Annotated in this window: 19 protein-coding genes; 16 read left to right on the top strand and 3 right to left on the bottom strand. The window is 38.7% G+C overall.

All coding sequences use genetic code 11. The annotated features are described in order from the left end of the window. Positions 1-3: 3 nt before the first annotated feature. From QUE09_RS10220 to aroF, 3 genes are read right to left on the bottom strand one after another with little or no spacing between them, the layout of a single operon-like run. On the bottom strand, positions 4-603 hold the full coding sequence (locus tag QUE09_RS10220; RefSeq protein ID WP_286235920.1) for an aminodeoxychorismate/anthranilate synthase component II: 600 nt from the start codon (positions 601-603) through the stop codon (positions 4-6). A gap of 11 nt (positions 604-614) precedes the next feature. Continuing rightward, positions 615-2,231: an anthranilate synthase component 1 gene (locus tag QUE09_RS10215; protein WP_286232657.1), complete on the bottom strand. Its 1,617-nt coding sequence runs from the start codon at positions 2,229-2,231 to the stop codon at positions 615-617. After that, positions 2,228-3,244 (bottom strand): 3-deoxy-7-phosphoheptulonate synthase, encoded by a 1,017-nt coding sequence (gene aroF, locus QUE09_RS10210; RefSeq protein WP_286232656.1) that lies wholly within the window; start codon positions 3,242-3,244, stop codon positions 2,228-2,230. The genes QUE09_RS10215 and aroF overlap by 4 nt, the downstream gene beginning before the upstream one ends. A 322-nt stretch (positions 3,245-3,566) precedes the next feature. On the opposite strand from aroF, the gene rnm reads away from it, so the two are divergent. From rnm to QUE09_RS10130, 16 genes are all read left to right on the top strand, one after another. Continuing rightward, entirely contained in the window at positions 3,567-4,448 is an 882-nt protein-coding gene (rnm, locus tag QUE09_RS10205; RefSeq protein WP_286232655.1) for an RNase RNM, read from the top strand. Between the two features lie 58 nt (positions 4,449-4,506). After that, a complete protein-coding gene (locus tag QUE09_RS10200; protein ID WP_286232654.1) occupies positions 4,507-5,127 on the top strand; it encodes an L-threonylcarbamoyladenylate synthase in 621 nt (206 codons plus the stop codon). A 42-nt stretch (positions 5,128-5,169) separates the two neighbouring features. Then, a complete protein-coding gene (locus QUE09_RS10195) occupies positions 5,170-5,979 on the top strand; it encodes a segregation and condensation protein A (protein WP_286235919.1) in 810 nt (269 codons plus the stop codon). A 3-nt stretch (positions 5,980-5,982) separates the two neighbouring features. Continuing rightward, positions 5,983-6,600 carry an SMC-Scp complex subunit ScpB gene (gene scpB / locus QUE09_RS10190; protein ID WP_286232653.1) on the top strand — a complete coding sequence of 206 codons (618 nt, stop codon included), beginning with the start codon at positions 5,983-5,985 and terminating at the stop codon, positions 6,598-6,600. 41 nt (positions 6,601-6,641) lie between these two features. Further along, positions 6,642-7,505 carry a 23S rRNA pseudouridine(2605) synthase RluB gene (gene rluB, locus QUE09_RS10185; RefSeq protein WP_286232652.1) on the top strand — a complete coding sequence of 288 codons (864 nt, stop codon included), beginning with the start codon at positions 6,642-6,644 and terminating at the stop codon, positions 7,503-7,505. Positions 7,506-7,512: 7 nt separating this feature from the next. Next, positions 7,513-8,655, top strand: a complete 1,143-nt coding sequence (gene rnd / locus QUE09_RS10180) for a ribonuclease D (protein ID WP_286232651.1) — start codon at positions 7,513-7,515, stop codon at positions 8,653-8,655. A 51-nt stretch (positions 8,656-8,706) separates the two neighbouring features. Next, on the top strand, positions 8,707-8,985 hold the full coding sequence (locus QUE09_RS10175; protein ID WP_286232650.1) for a YcgL domain-containing protein: 279 nt from the start codon (positions 8,707-8,709) through the stop codon (positions 8,983-8,985). Positions 8,986-8,995: 10 nt separating this feature from the next. Continuing rightward, complete coding sequence (locus QUE09_RS10170) at positions 8,996-10,030, top strand: lytic murein transglycosylase (RefSeq protein ID WP_286232649.1); 1,035 nt, start codon at positions 8,996-8,998, stop codon at positions 10,028-10,030. A 42-nt stretch (positions 10,031-10,072) separates the two neighbouring features. Next, entirely contained in the window at positions 10,073-10,576 is a 504-nt protein-coding gene (locus QUE09_RS10165) for a YcgN family cysteine cluster protein (protein WP_286232648.1), read from the top strand. 11 nt (positions 10,577-10,587) lie between these two features. Further along, the gene (locus tag QUE09_RS10160) at positions 10,588-11,844 is read left to right on the top strand and encodes an ABC transporter substrate-binding protein (protein WP_286232647.1); all 1,257 of its coding nucleotides are present in this window, start codon (positions 10,588-10,590) and stop codon (positions 11,842-11,844) included. Between the two features lie 90 nt (positions 11,845-11,934). Next, on the top strand, positions 11,935-13,149 hold the full coding sequence (locus QUE09_RS10155; RefSeq protein ID WP_286232646.1) for an ABC transporter substrate-binding protein: 1,215 nt from the start codon (positions 11,935-11,937) through the stop codon (positions 13,147-13,149). Positions 13,150-13,248: 99 nt separating this feature from the next. Next, the gene (locus tag QUE09_RS10150; RefSeq protein WP_286232645.1) at positions 13,249-14,787 is read left to right on the top strand and encodes a Re/Si-specific NAD(P)(+) transhydrogenase subunit alpha; all 1,539 of its coding nucleotides are present in this window, start codon (positions 13,249-13,251) and stop codon (positions 14,785-14,787) included. 9 nt (positions 14,788-14,796) lie between these two features. Next, on the top strand, positions 14,797-16,200 hold the full coding sequence (gene pntB / locus QUE09_RS10145) for a Re/Si-specific NAD(P)(+) transhydrogenase subunit beta (protein WP_286232644.1): 1,404 nt from the start codon (positions 14,797-14,799) through the stop codon (positions 16,198-16,200). A 155-nt stretch (positions 16,201-16,355) separates the two neighbouring features. Beyond that, entirely contained in the window at positions 16,356-16,634 is a 279-nt protein-coding gene (locus QUE09_RS10140) for a hypothetical protein (RefSeq protein WP_286232643.1), read from the top strand. A gap of 78 nt (positions 16,635-16,712) precedes the next feature. After that, positions 16,713-18,107 carry an alanine/glycine:cation symporter family protein gene (locus QUE09_RS10135; protein ID WP_434017546.1) on the top strand — a complete coding sequence of 465 codons (1,395 nt, stop codon included), beginning with the start codon at positions 16,713-16,715 and terminating at the stop codon, positions 18,105-18,107. A gap of 99 nt (positions 18,108-18,206) precedes the next feature. Further along, positions 18,207-19,490: a DEAD/DEAH box helicase gene (locus QUE09_RS10130; RefSeq protein ID WP_286232641.1), complete on the top strand. Its 1,284-nt coding sequence runs from the start codon at positions 18,207-18,209 to the stop codon at positions 19,488-19,490.

The raw sequence follows: 19,490 nt of genomic DNA, 5'->3' as shown, positions 1-19,490 counted from the left end.
CCTTTATACAAATTCGGTTAAACAGCGAATGCTTTGCGCAAGTAATGTGCTGCCATAAGTCGTTAAAATAGATTCCGGATGAAATTGAAAACCGATGGCTCGGTCAGTTGAATGTTCTATTGCCATTGGTAAAATGTCACCTTGGTCGGTAGAAATTTCAGCAGTAATATTTAAACAATCAGGTATGTCGATACCGACAAGAGAATGATAACGGGCTACAGGCAAAGGTTGTTGCATATGAGCGAAAGTACCAACGCCGGAATGGCTAACACTGCCTGCCTTACCATGGACAATCTCAGGGGCACGGCCAACGCTGCCACCATAATGTTCTATTAAAGCCTGATGACCTAAACATATACCTAGCATTGGATACTTTCCTGCTGCTTTGGCGATAAGCTCCATTAAGCAACCTGCATCCGCAGGTGTGCCAGGACCAGGTGATAACACGAGTAATACTTTAGACTGGCATGCTTCAATTTGTTCAAGGATAAAGGATGCTGACAGTGTATTTCGGTAGATTACAGGATCGAAACCTAATACTTGTAGTTCATCAACTAAGTTATAAGTAAATGAATCTACATTATCGATCATAAATACTTTAATGTCTTGGCTCATTATTCATGCTCCTGCAGCGTTTTAACATTTTCTAACGTGGCTGCCTTTTGAATTGCATTTATTACCGCTTGTGCTTTTTGACGTGTTTCATTAGCTTCTGCTTGCGGATCTGAGTCATAGACAACACCAGCACCAGCTTGTATATAAGCTGTTTGGTTATTAACAAAAGCGCTACGAATAACGATGCATGTGTCCATATCTCCTTCACCGGTAAGGTAGCCTACCGCGCCGCCATAACTGCCTCTGCGTTTACCTTCATGTTGCCGTATGAGTGACGTTGCACTGACTTTTGGTGCACCGGATAGTGTGCCCATATTCATACATGCTTGATAGGCGTGTAAGGCATCAAGATCGTCTGAAAGGGTGCCACATACGCGTGAAACTAAATGCATTACGTGGGAGTACCTATCTGTTTTCAATAAATCTGCTACGTGCCTTGTGCCAGGTTTACATACTCTTGCAACATCATTTCGAGCAAGATCAACTAACATAATATGTTCCGCTAGTTCTTTTTGATCTTGGCGAAGCGCTAATTCAATACGACAATCTAAGTCAGGTGAGAAACTTCCATCTTCGTTAAAACCTCGTGGTCTTGTACCCGCGATAGGGTAAATTTCAACTTGCCGGTTATGTTGTTGGTATTTTATCGCCGATTCTGGCGATGCCCCAAACATACAAAAATAATCATCTTGTAAGTAAAACATGTAAGGGCTTGGGTTACTCTCTCGCAAACACAAGTAGCCATTAAAAGTATCTTCACAAGGTAAACTAAATGTGCGGGATGGAACGACTTGAAAAATGTCTCCAGCGCGAATATGTTCTTTTAATTGCTCAACGGTTTGACAAAAATCTTCGTCACTTACATTAGTATGAACAGCTAATGGTGGCTGTTTTTTCTCTATGGTTTGAGGTGGAGCGATATCTGATTCAACAAGTGATTTAATAGCAGATAGACGTCGCGCGATTTCAAAGTGACATTTTTGTTGTTCAGGCCCTGAAAAAACATTACCGATAACTTCACTAGAACGTTTTTCGTGATCAATAACAACAAGTGTTTCAGCTAAATAAAAGACAAAGTCAGGGCATGTGTTTTCGCCTTTGTCTACTGCAGGTAGAGACTCTGACATGGTAATCATGTCAAAAGCAAAAGCGCCAGCTAAAAACACGGCAAAAGGGTGATGATTTTTATTATCAAAAGCCTTGAATTGTCTTAGTGCTTGAAAAGCATTTGCGGCTAACAAACGTGATTTTTCATCTAACTGGTGGTCAACTTCTGGAAACGTAGCGATTAATGACGTTTCTTCCATGGTAAGTTGAGCACAATCAAAGAGTTTTTCTTTAGCGAATGCTATTGCTGCTTCGCCATTGAGTGATAACGGGATAAAACGAACCTTGTTACCTTCACAAACTACTTTTAGTGCAGCATCGATCAATAACAGACTTTTTAGTTGATGTTTTTTGTCTATTTCTGCCGATTCAAGTAATAGGTTATTTTTCTTATTACCACATAACTTTTTAAACAACGTTAAAGGGTCTGCTTGATATTTTGCTTTGCCCGATAATGTCGTTACTTTACCAAATGATGTATCGGTGTCTGGTGTAAGTAAGGCATTCATAAGGTTTTACCTGCAGCTGTTACGAAAGGCTTAATATCAGCCATTAAGGTTGCAAAATCATCACCAGTTAATGCTTGGTGACCGTCAGAAAGTGCCTCTTTAGGATTAAGATGAGTTTCAACAATGATGCCATCGGCACCGACAGCCACGGCAGCACGTGATAATGGGTTTATTAGTGATTTAACGCCTGTTCCATGTGAAGGATCTACTAAAACCGGTAGGTGAGTTTTTTCTTTTAATAGGGCAACTGCATTAAGGTCTAATGTATTTCTGGTTGCGGTTTCGAAAGTGCGTATACCACGCTCACACAAAATAACATTTGGATTACCGGCATTAATAATATATTCAGCAGCTAATAATAATTCTTCTATTGTCGCACTCATTCCTCGTTTTAATAGCACAGCTTTATCTGGATGTTTGCCAACGGCTTCTAACAACCGAAAGTTTTGCATATTGCGTGCGCCAATTTGGTAGCAGTCGATGTAGTCGTGCATGAGCTCTGCATCATTAGGGTCAATAATTTCTGAGACGATACCAAGGTCATACTTTTCTCTTGCCGCTTTAAGTAAAGTTAGTCCTTCAACACCTAATCCTTGAAAGGAGTATGGGCTTGTTCTCGGTTTAAAAGCTCCGCCTCGTAAAAGCGTAATATTTTGTGTGTTTAGCATTTCACTAATGCCAAAAAGTTGCGTTTGACTTTCGACTGAGCAAGGTCCCGCAATTACGGTAAATGCACCGCCGCCAACTTTTACACCACCGATGGATACGATAGAGTCATGTGATTGTAACTCTCTGCTTACAAGCTTATAAGGACTAAGAACGGGTTTGATCTCATCAACCATTGGGTAGGCATCTAGGTGTAGTTGACTGAGAATACGTTCATCACCTAATGCACCAAGAACAGTACGTTCAATACCGGGCATATAAAGGGGCTTTAAGCCAAGACTTGCTATTTTATCTAATATTTCATTGGCATCTTTTTCAGATGCTTGGGGTTTTAATACAATTATCATTTTTTAATTCCTAATTTATCTGTTTGTGTGTCATCCGGCATAAATTGGCTGAAGCCACCAGATAAACCAGCTTTTTACTTTCGTTGTTAGCATGTTATTTCTCTTTAATATACGGATAATAAAAAACCCGCTTAGTAAAACTACGCGGGTTTTTCTTGAATTTTTCGCAAATACAGCAAACGTTCACAACCCACTATGTTGAGTTATGCCACCACCAAATGTTTGTCATTATAGTTTTCATTGATTTCATGTTTTTTAGTTGGCTATTTGCCATTTCCCATTTACAATGCGTTTGCTTAAATCCCCTATAGAAAACCTTATTATGACCTTGATGTCAACCGAAAATTTAGCAAGCTTATCAACTCAACGTGTCGACCTACATAGTCATACAAATTGTTCAGACGGTTCGCTATCGCCCAAAGAGCTGATAGACAGGGCGATTAACTTTCAAATTGATGTGTTAGCGATTACTGATCATGATACGGTGGCAGGTCTTGATATTGCTAAAGGTTATATTCAAGAAAAAAATTATCCAATCACACTCATTGATGGTATCGAAATATCAACCCGTTGGCATAACTTTGAAATTCATATTGTTGGCTTAAATATTGATGCTAGCGATCCTAAATTAACCGCTTTAATTGAGGAGCAGCAAGCAGCAAGGGAGTCTCGTGCAACTCAAATGGGTGAAAAGTTAGCCAAATGTGGTTTTAGTGATGTATATCTGCAAGCGAAGCAGTTAGCGGGGCAAGGATCAATAACTCGCGCTCATTTTGCTAAGGTGTTGTTGCAGCAAGGTCATGTAAATCACCTACAGGCTGCCTTTGATAAATATCTAGGTAAAGGCAAGCGAGCCTATGTAAAACCGCAGTGGTGTGACATAGAAACTGCAATAGCGGCGATTCATAGCGCTGGAGGAACAGCCGTAATGGCTCATCCGATACGATATGATATGACAACTAAGTGGTTAAGGCGTTTAGTGATTGAGTTTAAAACACATGGTGGTGATGGTTTAGAAATTGTTTTACCGCAAATGAATAACGAACAACGAAAATTAATGCTAAGCTTTTGTTTAGAGTATCATTTACTTGCTTCGCTGGGGTCTGATTTTCATTACCCAAGCAAATGGTCTGATCTTGGCAAAAATTTGGTACTTCCAAGTGAGGCAAAACCGATTTGGCAGGCATGGCAACAATGTGGCTAACCATTGAATAAATGACTAATTTTCTATGTATGATTAGTTAATTAACAAGGATTTCATTATGAGTCAGTTTTTCTATGTACACCCTGATAACCCGCAAGGTCGTTTGATGAAACAAGCCGCTGAGATTATTAACCAAGGTGGTGTTATTGTTTACCCTACAGATTCTGGTTACGCTTTAGGTTGTCACATCGGAGACAAAAAAGCGCTGGAACGTATATGCCGTATTCGTGATATCAGTAAAGACCATAATTTTACGCTAGTATGTAAAGATTTATCAGAATTGTCTGAATATGCGCGTGTTGATAACACCGCATTTAGGTTGTTAAAAAACAATACACCTGGTGCTTACACGTTCGTGTTTAAGGCGAGTAAAGAAGTGCCGAAAAGGTTAATGAACCCTAAAAGACGCACAATTGGTATTCGTGTGCCAGATAACGCTATTGTGCAAGGTTTACTCAGTGCACTTGAACAACCGATCATGTCTACGAGCTTAATAATGCCTGGCAATATCATGGCTGAATTTGATCCTGAAGAAATTCGTGACAAATTAGAACATCAAGTTGATTTAATTATTCACGGTGGGCACTTAGGAGAACATCCAACAACAGTTGTTGATTTTTCTGATGGAGACGGGCAAATTATCAGGGTAGGCGAAGGTGATCCTAGCCCCTTTGAGTAATAAAGTTTTCAATGCAATTGAGGCGTAAGTTTGATTGAATCAATGAGTAGAAAAGGGGAGATGCAACAGCAAGCGTTACCCTTAGCATTTATTCGTGGTGAAGCACTCGTTGAGAAACCTCAAGATCTATTTATACCCCCTAATGCCTTAGAAGTTATTTTGGAAGCGTTTGAAGGGCCGCTTGATCTCTTATTGTACCTAATAAGAAAACAAAAGTTTGATATTCTTGATTTACCCATCGCGCCTATTACAACACAGTACATGCACTATGTTGAGTTGATGAAAGAACTTAACATGGAACTTGCATCAGAATACCTCGTTATGGCGTCAATTCTGGCAGAAATTAAATCTAAACTGCTACTGCCAAAGCAACCTATGGAAGATGAAGAACATGACCCTCGCGCCGAACTTATTCAACGATTAAAGGAATATGAAGTGATAAAGCATGCCGCAGAGTCACTTGATCAATTACCGCGTTTAGAGCGTGATTATTTATGTGCAAGCGCGGTATTGTCTTCGGATCTAGGTATTGAGACAATTCTGCCGAGTGTAAGTTTAGTTGATATTACTGACGCTTTACTGAGTGTTTTACAACGGGTTCAAGCGTTTGAACATCACCATATTACCAAAGAAGTGCTATCTACTCGTGAACGCATGAGTGCGATTCTTTCAACACTTGAGCACTCCGATGATCAGACTTTTATTAGATTCGAACAACTCTTTGCATTCGATGAAGGACGCCAAGGCGTATTAGTAACTTTTCTTGCAATACTAGAATTATTAAAAATGCAGTTGATAGAATGTCAACAATCTAGTGAGTTTGGTGTTCTTTATGTCCGGCAGAAAAGGTAATTAATGAATACGCCTGAAAAGTTGCAAAAGCAACAGCAAATGAAGATGTTAGTAGAAGCGGCATTATTTACTGCCAGTAGCCCGCTATCGTTACAGTGGATTAAAACACATACTCTTGGTCAATATCGGGTAAATACTAAAGTGTTACAACAGATACTTGAAGAGTTACAACAAGATTATGAAAATCGTGGGGTACAATTAGTAGAGGTTGCTTCAGGTTTTCGTTTTCAAGTGCCCATAGGCATTAGCGAACAACTTGTAGATATTGCTCAGAGTAAACCGACAAAATATTCACGTGCATTGTTAGAAACCCTTGCGTTAATTGCTTATAAACAACCAATTACGAGAGCAGAGATAGAAGATGTGCGTGGCGTTGCTGTCAGTAGCCATATAATGAAGACACTACTTGAACGAGAATGGATCAAGGTTATTGGTCATAAAGAAGTGCCCGGTAAACCTTCACTGTATGCTACAACGAAAGAATTTTTAGATTATTTTTCACTAAAATCACTGGATCAGTTACCTGATTTAGTGCCGATAGCAGATTCTGCTATCAACCAAGAGGGGATACAAGATATAATGCATTCCTATGATACACTGACAAAAGAGACAGAGACTTAGCAATAAACAATATTGTGATGTTACTGCCGGGAAACTAAACGATGTCAGAAAAACTACAAAAAGTACTTGCAAGAGCTGGTAAAGGCTCTCGCCGTGAATTGGAAGCTATGATAAGCGCAGGACGCGTAAGTGTTGATGGTAAGGTTGCTAAACTGGGCGACCGTGTTGAAGGCAATGAACAAATCCGCCTTGATGGCCACAATGTTAACATTCAACAACCAACTGAAGATATTTGTCGCATATTAATGTACCACAAACCTGAAGGTGAAATGTGTACGCGAAAAGATCCAGAAGGTCGTCCTACCGTTTTTGATCGTTTGCCGCCAATAGAAGGTTCTCGCTGGATAGCTGTAGGTCGCTTGGATATAAATACCTCTGGTATGTTGTTATTTACAACTGACGGAGAACTAGCCAATAGGTTAATGCATCCTTCTCGTAAAGTTGAACGTGAATATGCGGTACGTATCTTTGGCGAAGTAGATGATGCGATGCTTCAACGCCTTAAAAACGGTGTTAAATTAGAAGACGGCCCAGCAAAATTTCAGCAAATTTTTTATCGTGGTGGTGAAGGTAGAAACCATTGGTTTCATGTGGTTATCTCTGAAGGGAGAAACCGAGAAGTTAGACGCCTATGGGAAAGCCAAGACGTACAAGTAAGCAGGCTTATCCGCGTACGGTACGGTGATATTGAACTTCAGCGTCAATTACCATCAGGTGGTTGGACCGAGTTGTCGTTAAAAGACGTGAATTATTATCGTCAACTTGTTGAATTACCACCTGAACGTAAATCTAAAGTGAAAGTGGACGAAAAAGCGATTGATAACGCAAAGGCAAGACGTATTCGTCGTAGCGTTAAAAAACACCAACATCGAAACATGCAAAAAACAAGAAGACGTAGAAATTAGGTAGGTTGTGATCGAGCACTTAATCATAGAACAGCAAACGCTCATTGATATTTGCCAGCGCTTTGCAGAAAAAGACGTTTTAGCGGTTGATACTGAGTTTGTTCGTACAAGAACATATTTCCCTAAGCTTGGGTTAATTCAGTTATGTGACGGTGAAGAAGTCGCGTTAGTTGATCCGCTATCGGTTGACGACTTGTCACCTGTTTGGCAATTATTTGAAAACCCTAATATCGTGAAAGTGCTTCATGCGTGTTCAGAAGACGTAGAAATATTTGTTAATCAAGGTAAATGTAACTTAAAAAATATTATAGATAGTCAAATCATGATGAGCTTCCTCGGACATGGCTTGTCTGTTGGATATGCAGCAATGGTTCAGCATTACCTTGATATTGAGTTAGATAAATCAGATTCTCGTACAGATTGGTTAAAGCGCCCTTTAACACCGAGTCAACTCGCTTATGCCAGTGCTGATGTTACCCATCTAATAAAAATATACCCTAAGTTGCTTAACGATCTTAAAGCAACATCTTGGTTTGAAGCTGCAATTGATGAAACTAATCTATTGATCGAAAAAAAGCAGCAAGTAATAGATGAAAATACCCTTTATAAAAACATTAAAACAAGTTGGCGGCTTTCACCAAAGCAGCTTAATAACCTGAAATATTTAGCACGTTGGCGATATCAACAGGCAATTAAACGAGACTTACCATTAAGTTTTGTTGCTAAAGATACGACACTGATCATGTTAGCTCAACATGCACCTAAAAGTACGAGTGCAATGCTAAACCTTGAAGGTGTTGATACGCTAGATGTCAGACATAAAGGCAAGCAAATGTTGATGGTATTAAAAGAAGCACGTAATGTTGAGCCGGACAATTATCCAGAGAAAATAAAGCGACTTGATCAGTTTCCAGGTTATAAACAACTTTATAAAAAGATAAAAGATTTTGTTGCAAGTGTTGCTGAAGCACAACAACAACCTGTTGAGAACTTTGCCTCTAAAAAACAGATTAATCAATTATTATCATGGTATTACGGGCAAAATTCATCTACAGAGAAAATTGAAGTCCTCGCGACATGGCGTGCTGAATTATTTGGTGATGCATTACTTGAGCATGCAAACAATCAATTTAAATCATTACCACTATAATTAGCGTAATGTAGTTCTCAATAAAGGCATATAATTTGTTAAAGGTTTAACATGCTAACTGCAATATATAAAAGTACGAAGAAAGAACAAACATACTTATTTGTAAAACAAAGAGATGACTTTACAGATGTACCAGAAGCGTTAATGGCTATGTTTGGTAAACCATCACTAGTCACTATTGTAAATCTACAAACAAAAGAAAAACTCGGTTTTGCAGATATTGATAAAGTGCGAGAGAGCCTACTCGAACAAGGGTTTTACTTGCAATTACCTCCTCCTAAAGAAGATTTATTAGCAGAACATAAAGCGGCGAACAAAGCTGCAAATTAAGAGTAATACTATGAAACACAGAATTTCACGTTACCTCGTTGCTACTGTCCTTTTATTTACAACCTTCGTTAGCGTGGGTGTTGAGTTAACAAAAGAAAATTTTCTTCGTTATGTTGAAACATTAAAAGTAGAAGCGAAGAAAAAAGGATTTTCAGATCAACTTATCGAGAGTAGCTTTAAGGGAGTCACCTTTCACAAAAGAGCAGTTAAAGCAGATAGAAGCCAACCTGAAATTGTAGAAACGCTTGATACCTATTTACCTAAACGTGTGCCAACATGGAAGGTAAATAAAGCCCGTGCTTTGTATAAAAAGCATGAGGCATTGTTAAAAGAAGTGACAGAAAAATACGGTGTACAACCGCGGTTTATTGTTGCACTTTGGGGGCTAGAAACAAATTTTGGTAAGATAACGGGTAACTATAATGTCATCTCTGCCTTAAGCACATTAGCGTTCGAAGGGCGCAGAGAGGCATTCTTTAAAAAAGAGCTCTGGGCAGCGATGACTATTCTCGAACAAGAGCATATTACTGTTGATAAGATGAAAGGCTCTTGGGCAGGCGCAATGGGACAGAACCAATTTATGCCAAGCTCATTTCTAGCTTATGCCGTTGACGGCGACGGTGATGGTAAAAAAGATATTTGGAATAACTTGGCTGATATATTCGCGTCGATGGCGAATTATTTGGTGCAAGAAGGTTGGAATGGTAATTACACTTGGGGTAGGCAAGTGAAACTACCGCCAGGATTTGACCATACGTTAGCGATCCCAAAAAAAACCGGTGGTAGGGCAAACTGGTTAAAAGCTTGGGCAAAGAAAGAAAAAAACATGTCACAGTGGCAAGCGTTAGGGGTTAGACGAGCGGATGGTACTGACTTACCAAAAGTGAATATAAAAGCCGCTTTGGTTTACCCTGATGATGAAAATGGTCGTGTGTATTTGGCGTATAATAACTATAAGAGCTTAATGCATTGGAACCTTTCTTACTATTTTGTTAGTTCAGTTGGGCATTTATCTGATCGAATAAAATTTCCGCCTATTCAGTAAAATAATAGACGCGCAGTAACGACAGTAGTTGAGGCTAATTACATGACGATACCTTTTTGGCAAGCTAAAACGTTGAATGAAATGACGCGTGAAGAGTGGGAGTCTTTATGCGATGGTTGTGCAAAGTGCTGCTTACACAAATTTATTGACGACGAAGAAACGACTGACGATACCGAGCTAAAACCAACAGATTATATTAAAGAAAATGAGCAAATGGTGTACTCGAACATTGCTTGTCATTTGCTCAATGATAAAACATGCCAATGTTCACAATATGAAAAAAGAACAACATTAGTGCCAGATTGTGTGCAATTAACACAGGATAACCTTGATGATGTGTTTTTTATGCCGCCAAGCTGCACATATCGACGGATTAAAGAGGGAAGAGGTTTACCATCTTGGCATCCTTTGTTGCATAAAGGTAAAAAATCGGCAATGCATAAAGCAGGTATGTCTGTCAGAGGGAAAGTGATTAAAGATAATGAGGTCGACGTAGAGTTTTTTGATGAGTATATTGTTACATGGCCCTTAGCTGATTTAGATTAAAGGTACTATAAATGATCATTAAGCGGTTTTATTGGTTTCAACTTTTAATTTGGTGCTGTTTGTTATCGTTGAACAGTGCGCCTGCTAAAGCAGAAAAAGAAGTCTTAACTTTTGCAATGATGGGGTTTTCAAAAGTAAAAGAACAAATATATCGCGATCAAATTAATGCTTTTGAGCAAGAATATCCGCAATATAAAGTTCGCATGGTCAAGTTAATCTCTCGCAGTTACCCCGAGCTACTAGCAGAGACACTCGCCTTAAAAGATAAAATTGATGTAATTAATTGGTTTGCAGGTGATCGACTTCATAGCCTTGTAAAAGAAGACATGTTGGTGAGTCTATCTCATTTTTGGCAAACACATGATCTTGAACAGCAATTTAACAGTGCAACCAAAAGTGCTGTGACTTATAACGGCGAAGTGTATGGGGTGCCGATTACATCTTATGTCTGGGGGTTTTATTATAAAAAGGCCTTATTTAAACGACTATCATTAAAAGAGCCACAAAATTGGCAAGGGTTTCTTGATGTATTAGAACGTCTTAAAGCTGAACGTATTGCTCCTATTGCTCTAGGGAGCCGCTATCCATGGCAAATTGCGGGATGGTTTGATTATATAACATTGAGATTGCATGGTGAAAAAATTTACCGAGAAATTGTAAAAGGCAATCGCTCTTTTAAATCACCTGAAGTGTTAGAGGTTTTTAAGTATTGGCGTGAGTTATTAACAAACGAATACTTTTTTCCTCAGCATAAGTTTTATGATGGCGAAGAATTGATGCCACTGCTATATCGTGAAGTGGTTGGTGTTAATCTTATTGGTACGTTTGTGCTAAGCAGTTTGCCAGAACATACACAAAAGGAAATTGGTTATTTTGCTTTTCCGCAAATGGGTACACGTAACAATAATAGTGTATTAGCACCTTTGTCTTTAATTGCATTAACAAAGCAAGGCCAGCAGAAAAAAAGTGCCATGCAGTTAGTTTCATTTTTTACATTACCAAGCGTACAAAGAAAGTTAAACGAAAATTTTTATACGTTTTCACCGATAAAAGGGATTGGAACACCGAGTAATGAGCTCATGAGTTCTGCCTACCAAACGTTATTGCAGGCAGAATATCAAAGCCAATATTTTGATATTGAAATGCAATTTGAAATGGCTGAATATGCCAAAGAGAAGTTCGCAGAGTTTATTGAACATTATGATATTGATAAAGTAACAAGCGAGCTAGAAAGTAAAAGAAAACAATTGTTTAGCATTGAAAACTAGCAAAGTAATTATTGCATTTATGTTAAGGCTCTTTAATATTAAGGGTATTTATTTGCGAAAAGTTACGTAAAGTAATACTGATGGGGTAATGTGAGTCTAACCAAAACTATACTTATCGCAGTAACCTTGTATTTTGCGAGTTGTGTACATGCAGAGCAAAATATTGTTAATTTTGCTGTTCTTTCGCAATCTGAAAAACAAGAAACAGTTCTACGCCAACAAATTCGGATATTTGAGCAATTATACCCAACCGCTAAAGTTCGTCTACGTATGTTAGACGGTAAAAATTATGTAGACCTCCTTGAAAACTATAAAAAGATTGCTGACTCGGTTGATGTTGTAAATTGGTATGCAGGAGAGCGTCTACAATACTTCATTGAGAAAAACTATGTCGTTAATATCGATGCTTTCTGGCATAAACATAACCTAGAACGGCGGTTTAGCAATGCTGTCGTAACCCAAGTAAAGTATCAAAATAAAGTCTATGCGATACCTCTGAGTTTGTATGTTTGGGATGTTTTTTATAAAAAAAGTGTATTCTTGAAGTTAGGGTTAACCCCTCCGGTTAATTGGCCAGACTTTTTAGAACTTTTAACGACACTTAAAGCACATGATATTACGCCTATTGGCCTTAGTACCAACCCTCCTTGGCATGTCGCTGGCTGGTTTGATTATTTAATGTTGAGGCTTAATGGTGCTGAGAAATATCAAAAATTAATTGAAGGTAATTTAGCTTTTAATTCACCAGAGGTTATTAACGTATTTGTTTATCTAAAATCACTACTCTCACGTGAATACTTTAATGAAAACCACAAATATATTCATGGTGGCAAAATTATGCCGATACTTTATCGTGAATTAGTGGGCGTTAGCTTAATCGGAAGTAGTTCTTTGGGAGGCATTGCGCAAGAGGTAAGGGACCAAATAGGATCTTTCCCTTTTCCACAAATAGGTGATTCATCAGACAACAGCATTATTGCACCCATGTCGATACTTGCTTTGACACCTAAAGGGGAAGGTAAACCGTATAGTGAAGAATTACTTGCTTTCTTTTCACAACAAAAGGTACAGAAAAAGCTCAATTTGGCCACAGCAACAATATCACCAATTATTGGTAGTAAAGGTTCACAAACATCGGTAGAAAAAGAAATTAATAGTGCCGATTATATCTTTCAATTTTTAGACCGAGAAATGCCATATGATATGGCTGAATTTACAAAAAACGCGTTGGCAGAGTTTGTTGTGCATAGAGATATCAAAAAGGTAACGGAGTTACTAGAAGCCTACCGAAAAACACAACCTTAAATGTGTTTGCTAAAAACATATTTTTAAAATAGCTTGAATTTTAAACACCAAACGGTTAATTATTTAACAAACAACAATAATTAACTTAAAGGTCTTTTTATGATCATTGGTATTGTAAAAGAGTCTTTGCGGGGCGAAAATCGTGTCGCTGCATCGCCTTCAAGCGTTTCTTCACTCATTAAACTTGGTTTTACTGTCACAGTGCAAAAGGGAGCCGGCACCAAATCAAGCTTTGAAGAGCAAGCATATATTGACGCTGGTGCTGAAGTTGTACCTAAAAAGAAATGTTGGCAAAGTGATGTCTTGCTAAAAGTTAACCCACCATCGCTTGATGAAGTAGACCACATTAAAGAAGGTGCGATACTGATAAGTTTTATTGCACCTGCACAGTCACCTGAACTGCTAGCTAAGTTAAAAGAAAAGTCGATTACAACCCTTGCTATGGATATGGTTCCTAGAATGACACGTTCACAGTCATTAGATGCATTAAGCTCAATGGCTAATATTGCAGGCTACCGTGCTGTTATTGAGGCAACCAATGCCTTTGGTCGCTTTCTTACCGGTCAAGTTACCGCTGCTGGTAATTTGCCGCCAGCAAAAGTACTGATCATCGGTGCCGGAGTTGCAGGGTTAGCAGCAATAGGCACAGCTGGAAGTTTAGGGGCAATTGTCCGTGCTTTTGATACTCGCCCTGAAGTGCAAGAACAAATAGAAAGTATGGGAGCAACATTTTTATCTTTAGACTTTGAAGAAGATGATGCAGGCACAGACGACGGTTATGCAAAGGAAATGAGTAAGGCCTTTATAGATGCTGAGATGGCGTTATTTGCAGAGCAAGCTAAAGAAGTTGATATTATTATAACAACTGCAATGATCCCTGGTAAAACTGCACCAATACTAATCACTGAAGCCATGGTAAAATCAATGAAACCTGGCTCTGTTATTGTTGATATTGCTGCTGCAGGTGGTGGTAATTGTGAATTAACTACTGCAGGTAAAGTTGTTAATAAAAATGGGGTTACCATTATAGGTTATACTGATCTAGTCTCAAGATTACCTAACCAATCTTCTCAGCTTTATGCGAATAACCTGGTGAATTTAGTCAAGTTACTTTGTAAAGAAGCAGATGGCGTTATAGAGCTTAACTTGGATGACCAAGTCATTAGAAATATGGTCGTCGTAAATAAAAATGAAATTACTTTCCCGCCCCCAGCGATTAAGGTTAGCGCAGCTCCAACTATTACTAAAAAACCAGAAACTATCAAAAATGAGAGTAAAGAAGAAGTTCAGCAGAGTAACCCAGTTAAAAAGCTTGCCTTTGCAGGGGGAGGAGCACTTTTGTTTACTTGGATTGCAAGTGTAGCGCCAAGTGACTTTTTAGCACATTTTACGGTGTTTGTATTGGCATGTGTGATTGGTTATTACGTTGTGTGGAATGTTACTCATGCTTTACATACGCCGCTAATGAGCGTTACAAATGCAATATCAGGCATAATTATCGTTGGTGCTTTGTTACAAATGGGTAATCAAAGCCTTATTGTGCAAGTGTTGTCCGGCATTGCAATATTAATTGCGACAATTAATATTGTCGGTGGCTTTGTGGTGACTAAACGCATGTTAAAAATGTTTCGGAAGTAGGGGCGGCACATGGAATTTAATCAAGGAATCATTGGCGCTGCTTATTTAGTTGCCGCATTGCTGTTTATTTTTAGTCTTTCAGGCTTAAGTAAGCAAGAGTCAGCGCAAGCGGGCAATAACTATGGTATTGCTGGTATGGTTATCGCGTTGCTTGCAACGTTAGCAGACCCAAGAGTAGACAATATTGTTTTTATCTTTATTGCGATGGTCATTGGCAGTGTTATCGGCTTAAAGTTGGCCAAGAAAGTTGAAATGACACAGATGCCTGAGTTAGTTGCAATACTTCATAGTTTCGTTGGTTTGGCTGCGGTTTTAGTCGGTTATAATAGCTACTTTTCTATTGAGCATACCACTGTTCTTATGTCAGATGAGCAGTTAATTAAAGCCAATATTCATTTAACTGAAGTCTTTTTAGGCGTATTTATTGGCGCTGTAACGTTTACCGGCTCTGTAGTAGCGTTTGGTAAATTAAGGGGAGTTATTAATTCTTCTGCATTAATGTTACCGCATCGACATAAAATGAATTTGGCGGCGGGCATATTTTGCTTTTTATTAATGATAGCTTTTGTTCAACAAGGAGGTATGGATTCTGCCTTGTATTTAATGACAGTTATTGCGCTAGTTTTTGGCTGGCATTTAGTGGCATCTATCGGCGGTGCAGATATGCCAGTTGTTGTTTCTATGCTCAATTCTTATTCAGGTTGGGCTGCAGCAGCAGCGGGCTTTATGCTCAGCAATGATTTATTAATTATTACGGGGGCGTTAGTTGGTTCATCAGGTGCAATTTTATCGTATATTATGTGTAAGGCGATGAATAGATCCTTTATCAGTGTTATTGCAGGGGGGTTTGGTACTGATGTTGTGGTGGATAACGATAAAGACTACGGTAGTCATGTAGAAATAAGTGCTGAAGACGTCGCGAATCAGTTGTCAAAGGCTAAATCAGTTATTGTTACCCCAGGTTATGGTATGGCGGTAGCGCAAGCACAATATCCTGTTTTTGAGTTGATAAAAAAATTGCAAGCGAAGGGCATTGATGTTCGGTTTGCTATTCACCCTGTTGCTGGTCGTTTACCTGGTCATATGAACGTACTACTTGCAGAAGCTAAAGTACCTTATGATATTGTTTTTGGTATGGATGAAATCAATCAAGATTTCAAAGAGACAGATGTCGTTTTGGTTATCGGTGCTAATGATACCGTTAATCCTGCTGCCGCAGAAGATCCTTCTAGCCCAATAGCGGGTATGCCTGTATTAGAAGTATGGCATGCAAAGCAAGTTGTTGTATTTAAGAGAACGATGAACACTGGTTATGCAGGCGTACAAAACCCACTGTTTTTTAAAGAAAATAGTAGGATGCTGTTTGGTGATGCAAAATCATCCGTAGAGAGTATTACGGCTGCGATGAAGTAATGTGTAACGTTTAGTGATAAGCTAGGCGCTTGTTATTTTTTGATCACTACCTTAGAAATAAACCTTTGAGCAGTCGTTTTGGGCTAATAAACGTATATAAAACCTATGTAATGACATGTCTGTTAAGCAAATGAATATGAAAGCGTCAATTTAATATGGTTAGTCGAAAATCAATATATCAATTTGCAACACTCTTTGGTTTGTTTGGGCTTGTTTTAGCTGTTCTGGCTCACACCATTCATTTTTACTTTGCAGATATCACCATGCCCGGCTACTCAGTTTTTATGGCGCCAGGCATGTTATTACTTAGCTTTTTTACCGAAGAACTCAGTTATAAAGTGAAAATGATTTTACTTTTGAGCGGACAATTTATCGGTTATGCAGTTATATCGGCTTTTATCGCAGTAATTAGACGTAAGTTATTCAGTGAATAACTTAGTCGATATTGAAAACTGAAAGTAAGTAAATTCTTTGATATCCTACCGAAAACAATTAAATAGAGTAAGTTTGTGATTTTTGATGCTGTTAGCCAACTCAATGGTTATTTATGGGGTAGTGTTTTAATTTATCTGTTAACCGGCTGTGGAATTTGGTTTTCCTTTAGGCTCAAGTTCATTCAACTTCGCCATTTTTTTCATATGTTTACTTTGTTACGTCATAGTAGACAAAAAAGTCATCATGGTATTTCCTCCTTTCAGGCATTATGCACCTCATTAGCGGCTAGGGTTGGCACTGGTAACTTAATGGGAGTCGCTGTAGCTATTACACTTGGTGGTGCGGGAGCTGTATTTTGGATGTGGGTTATTGCTTTCGTAGGTATGGCAACGGCTTTTGCAGAAAGCTTATTAGGTCAGCTCTATAAAGAAAAGGATATCTTAGGTAACTATAGAGGTGGGCCCGCTTATTATATGCGTAAAGGGCTAAACAGTAAGTTTCTCGCGATTACTTTTTCTCTCTGTTTGTTTTTTGGCTATGGCTTTGTATTTAGCTCTGTGCAGGCAAATTCCATAACAAGTGCATTTTCAGGTTCCTTTGGTGTAGAGCCAATTTATACCGGCGTGTTTATTGCAATTTTAACTGCTTGGGTAGTGTTAGGTGGGTTAAAGAACATTGCTCGCTTTTCTGAAATTATTGTTCCATTTATGGGGCTTGCCTATTTTGCAATTTGCATTGTAGTGATGGGGATGAATGCTGAACATTTACCAGGTATTTTTTCTTTAATCATAAAATCTGCATTAGGCTTAGAGCAGGCGGGTGGTGGCTTAGTGGGAGCCGCGATTGTTCAAGGTGTAAAACGAGGGTTATATTCAAATGAAGCTGGTATGGGGAGTGCGCCTAATGTTGCAGCAGCTGCAACAACATATCCAGCACACCCAGCATCACAAGGCTATATTCAAATGCTTGCGGTATTCTTCGACACGATTATTATTTGTACTTGTACAGCGTGTTTAATTTTACTGTTTAATAATACAGAGCAAGGTATACAAGGTATTCAACTTACTCAACAGGCGTTAGCGTCTCAAGTTGGTGCTTGGGGCAGTGACTTTATCACGTTAGCGATATTATTTTTCGGGTTTACTTCAATTATTGCGAGTTTTGCTTATGCAGAGACGAACCTTAAATATTTAAATCTTGATAGTCGTTTAGGGCACTGGATATTAAGAGTTGGCTTTTTGTTTATGTTAATTTTTGGTTCTGTAGCAAGCTTACCGCAAGTTATCGCACTAGCTGATTTGTCTACAGGTGTAATGACTGTTATTAACGTAACGGCATTATTTTTACTTTCAAAAGTTATCGTTCATGTTACTAAAGATTACCACCAACAATTAAAAAATAACGTGATACCAAGTTATCAACCAAGTGATGAAGAAAAAGCTAAATTTAAGCTGACTCCGAAAATTTGGTAAATGCTAAAGGTAATATTTACTACTGCGCGGATAAAAGTACTGCATCGTGAGTGAAACTTGCTATAATTCGCGCGATTTTTTATGGCTAAGGTGAATAAAGTGAGTGTAGATGCAATTGGCTTGTCGGCTGAACTATTAAGGGCAGTGAAAGCTTGTGGTTATAAATCCTTAACACCTATACAACAAAGAGCAATTCCTGCGATTAGAAGTGGGCAGGATATTTTAGCGAGTGCGCAAACAGGCACAGGTAAAACCGCGGCTTTTACATTGCCGTTACTTGATTTACTAGCACAGCAAAAACATGAACAACAGTCTGTTTTACGTGCTGTTATTTTAACGCCAACCCGCGAGCTTGCTATTCAAGTTGCTGAAAATATAAAACAATATAGTCAAAATTTGCCGCTCAATTCTGGTGTTATTTATGGTGGTGGAAAAATGGCTGCCCAGGCAAATATGCTAAAGAGTGGTCTTGATATTTTAGTAGCGACACCTGGTCGTTTATTGGAACATTTAACATTGCGTAATGTTTCTTTGTCTCAGGTAAAGTACTTGGTACTTGATGAAGCTGATCGTATGCTTGATATGGGCTTTCTTACCGACATTGATAGGATTCGAGCCAGTATTAAAGTGGCGCCACAAACCATGTTGTTTTCAGCAACGTTTTCTGAAAAAGTAAAGTCACTTGCAAAACAAATGCTTAATACGCCTAAAACCATTGAAGTTTCAAAGCAAAATACAACATCCGGTAAGGTAAAACAGTTTGTTTATCGAGTGAGTGAGTCGAGAAAGCGTGAACTGCTATCCGAACTGATTGGTGTTAATAATTGGCAACAAGTTCTTGTGTTTGCAGGGACAAGAGAAAGTGCGAATCAACTAGCGAAAGAATTAAAACTAGATGGCATTAAAGCTGTACTGTGTCATGGGGAAAAATCGCAAGGTGCACGTAATAAAGCGTTAGAACAATTCGCTACTGGTCAAGCTAGAGTCTTGGTAGCCACTGATGTTGCAGCGCGCGGATTGGATATTCCTGATTTACCTTACGTGGTGAATTTTCATTTACCATTTCTTGCAGAAGATTATGTTCATCGTATCGGGCGTACAGGTCGAGCTGGCAAGTCAGGGACCGCGGTTTCATTAGTAAGCCCTAAAGACGAAAAATTTCTTGGTAATATTGAGTTACTTATTCAACGAAAATTTGATTATGTGGTATTACCCGGCTACGAATTTGATCCAATGAGTGAGAAAAAACAAACTGCTTCACCTAAGAAAGTCTCTGAGAGCAAAAATCGTTATCAAGCAACACGTGAAAAAAATATTGCCATAAAACAAAAGCAGAACATTAAAGCAAAGAAGAAACTAAAAGGTAAAAAGAAACGTAAATAG

Origin of the sequence: Thalassotalea sediminis (assembly GCF_030295915.1) — a bacterium.
Classification (GTDB): Bacteria; Pseudomonadota; Gammaproteobacteria; order Enterobacterales; family Alteromonadaceae; genus Thalassotalea_C; species Thalassotalea_C sediminis.
Note: the sequence above shows the minus strand (reverse complement) of the source record. Positions and strands in the feature narration are given on the sequence as shown.

What these genes read in the sequence shown, in the direction of transcription:
- QUE09_RS10215 (WP_286232657.1), bottom strand. Translation starts at nt 2,231, where the DNA reads ATGAATGCCTTACTTACACCAGACACCGATACATCATTTGGTAAAGTA.
- aroF (WP_286232656.1), bottom strand. Translation starts at nt 3,244, where the DNA reads ATGATAATTGTATTAAAACCCCAAGCATCTGAAAAAGATGCCAATGAA.
- rnm (WP_286232655.1), top strand. Translation starts at nt 3,567, where the DNA reads ATGACCTTGATGTCAACCGAAAATTTAGCAAGCTTATCAACTCAACGT.
- QUE09_RS10200 (WP_286232654.1), top strand. Translation starts at nt 4,507, where the DNA reads ATGAGTCAGTTTTTCTATGTACACCCTGATAACCCGCAAGGTCGTTTG.
- QUE09_RS10195 (WP_286235919.1), top strand. Translation starts at nt 5,170, where the DNA reads ATGAGTAGAAAAGGGGAGATGCAACAGCAAGCGTTACCCTTAGCATTT.
- scpB (WP_286232653.1), top strand. Translation starts at nt 5,983, where the DNA reads ATGAATACGCCTGAAAAGTTGCAAAAGCAACAGCAAATGAAGATGTTA.
- rluB (WP_286232652.1), top strand. Translation starts at nt 6,642, where the DNA reads ATGTCAGAAAAACTACAAAAAGTACTTGCAAGAGCTGGTAAAGGCTCT.
- QUE09_RS10175 (WP_286232650.1), top strand. Translation starts at nt 8,707, where the DNA reads ATGCTAACTGCAATATATAAAAGTACGAAGAAAGAACAAACATACTTA.
- QUE09_RS10170 (WP_286232649.1), top strand. Translation starts at nt 8,996, where the DNA reads ATGAAACACAGAATTTCACGTTACCTCGTTGCTACTGTCCTTTTATTT.
- QUE09_RS10165 (WP_286232648.1), top strand. Translation starts at nt 10,073, where the DNA reads ATGACGATACCTTTTTGGCAAGCTAAAACGTTGAATGAAATGACGCGT.
- QUE09_RS10160 (WP_286232647.1), top strand. Translation starts at nt 10,588, where the DNA reads ATGATCATTAAGCGGTTTTATTGGTTTCAACTTTTAATTTGGTGCTGT.
- QUE09_RS10150 (WP_286232645.1), top strand. Translation starts at nt 13,249, where the DNA reads ATGATCATTGGTATTGTAAAAGAGTCTTTGCGGGGCGAAAATCGTGTC.
- pntB (WP_286232644.1), top strand. Translation starts at nt 14,797, where the DNA reads ATGGAATTTAATCAAGGAATCATTGGCGCTGCTTATTTAGTTGCCGCA.
- QUE09_RS10140 (WP_286232643.1), top strand. Translation starts at nt 16,356, where the DNA reads ATGGTTAGTCGAAAATCAATATATCAATTTGCAACACTCTTTGGTTTG.